This window comes from Fibrobacter sp., from assembly GCF_045131395.1.
Classification (GTDB): domain Bacteria; phylum Fibrobacterota; class Fibrobacteria; order Fibrobacterales; family Fibrobacteraceae; genus Fibrobacter.
On the sequence record NZ_JBGUQY010000050.1, the window covers coordinates 1 to 4,773 of the forward strand.

Below are 4,773 nucleotides of genomic sequence, written 5' to 3' on the forward strand. Positions count from 1 at the left end.
CAAGGAGTTAGCGCCAGAATAGAACTCCGCGAGAGTGAAATCACCTTCACGCCCAACAACGCCGCGCGCGTAGAACGGCTTCAAATCCTTCATCGCGCCGTCTTTGTACGTGAAGCCCATAACGGTAATCTGCTCGCCAGACTGAATACCGAGCTCTGCGAGCGCGGCCTCATACTGTGCAACAGTCGTAGCTGGCGTGCCTGCCTCGACAGCCGTCTGAGGAGCCTGGAATGTCAAATCCTGAATATTCCCAGACGCCTGCCCTTCGGTAAACAAGTCCGTAACAGAAGCTAACGAGCCTTTCGCGCACAGATACTCGCCTGGAAGCACGCGCGGGTCGTCCTTAAATTGATAAGGAAATCCCGAAGCCATAGACATGGCATTCGACATGAAATATCGGCGCGAAGCGTTACCATAAGCCACCCCCTCATAGCCATTCGAGAGCACTGTCTCGAAAGCTGAGAAAAACGAAGACGCAGGACGCATCTTCATTCGCTGCATCGCTTGCGCAGCTGATCTTGGATTTTTTGGCGCCCCATTGTAGGCGCGCACAATCTGTTGGCCGTCGGCTATTGAGCCGACCACATTACCGACCTTTCCGCGGAAGTTGCCAAATAAACCTGTTCCTTTTCCCATAAAAAAAAAAATAAAAAAAAAAATAAAAAAAAAAAAAACACTAACCGTCAGCCATTAGCCGACGAACGACTGAACGCCGAGCGTTCCTAAGATGGCCGCAATGATAGCGGCTGCAATCTCTAACACCTTCTTCCAATTCATACAATTCATAGGTCAATCTAAATTAAACATATAAACACGCTACAAAGGTACAAAAATTCGTAGTAACCTCAAAACAACCTCGGAGGAGGTTCGGCCGCGCAGCGGCCAAAAAAAGCGGCAAAATGTTAAAAAAACGAGGCCGCGGAGCGGCCAAAAACATCAGTGTGCAATTTAATAAAAATTAAGGAAGTTTAACTAAAAAATTCGAGGCAGGGGGCGGCGGAGCCGCTTAAAAGTTAACCTGTAATCTTTATGCTATGTTAAAACACCGTGCGCAGGGAGCGCAGCGACCGACGGCGCTTAACGCAATAACATCGACGAAGTCGATACCTATTCCGAGGCGGCGAAGCCGCCTTAAAACAGAGACATCGACGAAGTCGATACCTATTGAGATGAGAGGAAGCCTATATAAGGCCATCGGGGGGTTCCCGAAGGGACACCCCCCGAGGGGCTTATAGAGGCTGACGTTGCAAGTGGAGGAGGAAGCAAAGGGGGTGGGCTTCGAAGGCATTGCCCGAAGGGCGTAAAAAATGCCTGAGAAGCCCACCGCCTTGCGACGACGGAACGCATGAGACAGCGGGCTCCCTTCCCCCGTCCGGGGGTGTGGGAGCTACCTATTTGTTTACGTATGGAGGCTTTGTGAATAACAACTACCACGCACGAGCACCGCGGCGCAGGGCGCAGGAGGAGCGGAGCGACGAGAAGCCCTAAGCCGCGGAGCGCAGAGCCAGCCCGACGGAGGAGGGCGTATAAGATAGCGGTCGGAGCGAGCTTGCGAGCGGAGCCAAAAAATTATACCTTCTTTCGGCCTGCAAGACCTTGCAGAGCCGAAAGCAGCCCGACGGAGGAGGGCGTATAAGATAGCGGTCGGAGGGAGCGTAGCGACCGGAGCGAAAGCACCCTGCCAGGCGCGCGCCACATGAAAACGGCTGCAAAAGCGTGGCGCGACGCCGTTACATATTCCAGGGGCCCCATGCTATCGACGATGGCTCCATAGCGAGCTTGCGAGCGGCGGAGCCGAGGAGAGAGCACTAAATCGTTTGGGCGTAGAAAAATTGAGAGGTACGAGCAACTTTTTCGTTAAGCGCCCAAACGAGCGTCGCGCCAGCCGACAAATACGGGGCGGCCGATAGCGAGCTTGCGAGCGTTAGGGCAAAGGCCGCCTACCGCTTTTCGATGGGTGGCGTCAGCCGACAAATGAGGGTCGGGAGTAGACGAACGAGGGAGTGAAGCGAGCGAGAGAGTCTACTCCCGACTACCGCTTTGTGAGCGAACGAGCGAGCGAGACGAGCGAGTGAGCGATTGTAAGGGTGGCGTCAGCCGACAAACGAGGGTCGGGAGTAGACGAACGAGGGAGTGAAGCGAGCGAGAGAGTTTACTCCCGACTACCGCTTGCGTAAGGGTTTTGGCGCGGTTGGCCTTGTGTGTTACTTGTAATTCAACACCACTACTATTGTAGTGGTTTTTGCAAGTGAAATATCCCCAAAAAAAAGTCGACAGCATCATCACGACGCCGTCGACCTCCAAAATAAAATCACAAAAAAAACACTAATCGGATCTAAATCTCCGAAGCAAGCCCGCGCGCGGGTCTATCCGCTTAGCTCGCTCCCATATCTGGCCGCATAGCTCACGGATGACATCATCATAACCGTCGGTCTTCCATATCTGTGCCGCTCGTCCCAAAAAAGCTCCGTCAATGTGCTTCGAAGGCATATCGGCGTCATCAGGGATATTCCGCTCAACTGATAGTGCCGAGACGTTCGGGAACAGCTTCACGTCCTTGGCGTTGTAGATGCGTGAGGCGGTGCGGGCGTCCTTAAATCGGAAATAATGGGATGCAAGTCCGAGAAAGACGGCCGCAATTTTCGACTGCGTATCGTACACAGTCAATGTCTGTTGGAAGCAATGCTCGCCGTCTGTCAGCTTCTGCACGCCGCGTGACATAGAGAACTCAACGCGCCAAACAGGACGCGAGACATCGATTCCATTGTCACGCCACATCTGCCATATATATGGCTTATTCGCATCAAGTTCGAGAGACTTACAGTAAAATCTCGTGAAGACGTCTGACGTCTTGGAACCCCACGAAAACGAGTGAAAGTTCAAATCTCCGTCGCCGCTATTCACGCCGTGGGCGGCTATTCGCGACTGGTATAGTTTTCGAAACACGCCAGAAACGTAATGGTCAACGAAGATGTTAGGCGCTAGCCCGTTGTCAAACAGATTGAAATCACAGCACAAATCAATCTTCTGAATTGATTTAAATGTGTAGTCAAATTTAATCAAGAAGTCGCGCAGGAAGTCTATCGGCCGCCGCCCATAGCACATGTAATTAGATAGCCGAATATGGCAGGCATCAATTGGCAGAACTCCCGTAGACATCGGGCGTCTACGAATTTCGAGGAGGGGTCGGCCCCTCACATCTTTAAGGGTAAACATTTCCATAAATACACGTGTACCATAATCACGTGATTCTACGACGTAATCTGTGTTAAGGCTAAAAAAGGCGGCGTCCTTGACGCCGCGTTCAAAGCAGTAGACATTGAGCCAGTCAATATTGCAAATCATAATCAAATAGTCTGAGGTTCTGAATTCTCGCCGTCGCGCGGCGTGGCACCTGCAAGTCTGACTGCAAGCACATTACAACGTAGACCAGGGCGCGGAGCTCCCTTACCATCAACGAATGGCCGCGCGCGGAGTTTACCCATCACAAACACCGCGGAACCCTTCTTTAAGTAAGTCAATAAAGAAGTCGACCAATAAGCACAATCAAGAAAGTACGCATCACCACCGTCGTTAACTGCTACGGTAAAACTGAGAAACTTGGCGCCGTCCGCGCCTGCCACTCGGGCGTCCTGCGTCAAGTGGCCGAAAAAACTAGAAGAAATCATAATGTTAAAAAGTCTTCAATAAATAAATAAATAAAAGATAAGTCAGAAGGTAAGAGGATGAAAGGGGAGAGCAGTTAAGCCCTCCCTGGAAACATCAAACTATAAATCACAAACAAATGAAAAAAAATTAGGATGCTCAGCGCAAATTCGCGCGGCGCGCTCGTCGCCGTCATTGGCGAGTTCAGCGATTTTATCGCCAATAGTCGTTCGTCTGCAATCCCACAAACCAAGCTTCCGCCCAATAGAAACGAGTTCGTGATGGTTTTCAGGCGTTGAGCCTAGATAACAATAAAATTGTTTCATGATAGTAAATGTTTTTAATTGTGAAACTTAAAAAAGAGCGGGGGCGCGAGCCCCCTTTCTGCTCATCCCTAGCCAGAGCCCTGGTGCGGCACCTCTGCCTACACTTCCATCTCTGAACTATTACAAATATACAAATAAATCGCTAAAAATCAAATAAAATAAAGACAAAAAAAAGGGCGGAAGCCCTTTTTTAACACTTCCGCCCTATTTTAGTTCACAAAAATCAAACATAACGCATCCACTGGGGATTCCACGCAATAACTTCTTGCGGATATCCCTCTGCACCTGATGGCAACGTACCGTCTGAGCCATCCTGCAAGATGATGGCGCGCGTGGTCGTATTGATAAGTCCGACGTAGCGGACCTTACCCTGAGTAATGACCATCAGAACAAGACATGCCTGCTCGCCGAAGTTGCGAACGACAAGACGGCCGTTGAACGGCAGCGAGTTCGCGCCATTCAGATACCAATCTGAATACGTCAGCGCAACATCATGCATATAGCCAGACAACACAGCCTCATAAAGAGACGCATCATAAAGCTGCTGCTTCACAACGCCGCGAAGCTTCATGAACTCATGAGACCGAACCCACTTAGTAGATTCGAATGAACGAATAACGGCCACGGCCGCCACATTCAACCCAGGCACCCATACATTGATGAACTCATCAAATATAGCCAAACGAACGTCGGCACCTGACTTTTCGGTGAACTTCAAGGAGTTAGCGCCAGAATAGAACTCCGCGAGAGTGAAATCACCTTCACGCCCAACAACGCCGCGCGCGTAGAACGGCTTCAAATC

6 protein-coding genes are annotated in these 4,773 nt (G+C 50.7%); all 6 read right to left on the bottom strand.

Annotated elements, in window-relative coordinates; translation table 11 throughout:
• Positions 1-636 (bottom strand): DUF6266 family protein (locus ACJMNB_RS13945; protein ID WP_405343485.1); only part of this gene is annotated, 636 nt, incomplete at its 3' end.
• Positions 637-690: 54 nt separating this feature from the next.
• Positions 691-786 (bottom strand): smalltalk protein, encoded by a 96-nt coding sequence (locus ACJMNB_RS13950; RefSeq protein ID WP_405343487.1) that lies wholly within the window; start codon positions 784-786, stop codon positions 691-693.
• Between the two features lie 1,539 nt (positions 787-2,325).
• A complete protein-coding gene (locus ACJMNB_RS13955) occupies positions 2,326-3,345 on the bottom strand; it encodes a hypothetical protein (RefSeq protein ID WP_405343489.1) in 1,020 nt (339 codons plus the stop codon).
• 2 nt (positions 3,346-3,347) lie between these two features.
• Entirely contained in the window at positions 3,348-3,668 is a 321-nt protein-coding gene (locus ACJMNB_RS13960) for a single-stranded DNA-binding protein (protein ID WP_405343491.1), read from the bottom strand.
• Positions 3,669-3,767: 99 nt separating this feature from the next.
• Positions 3,768-3,971 carry a hypothetical protein gene (locus tag ACJMNB_RS13965; RefSeq protein ID WP_405343493.1) on the bottom strand — a complete coding sequence of 68 codons (204 nt, stop codon included), beginning with the start codon at positions 3,969-3,971 and terminating at the stop codon, positions 3,768-3,770.
• A gap of 223 nt (positions 3,972-4,194) precedes the next feature.
• Positions 4,195-4,773, bottom strand: a 579-nt coding sequence (locus tag ACJMNB_RS13970) for a hypothetical protein (RefSeq protein ID WP_405343495.1), incomplete at its 5' end; no start/stop codon positions are given.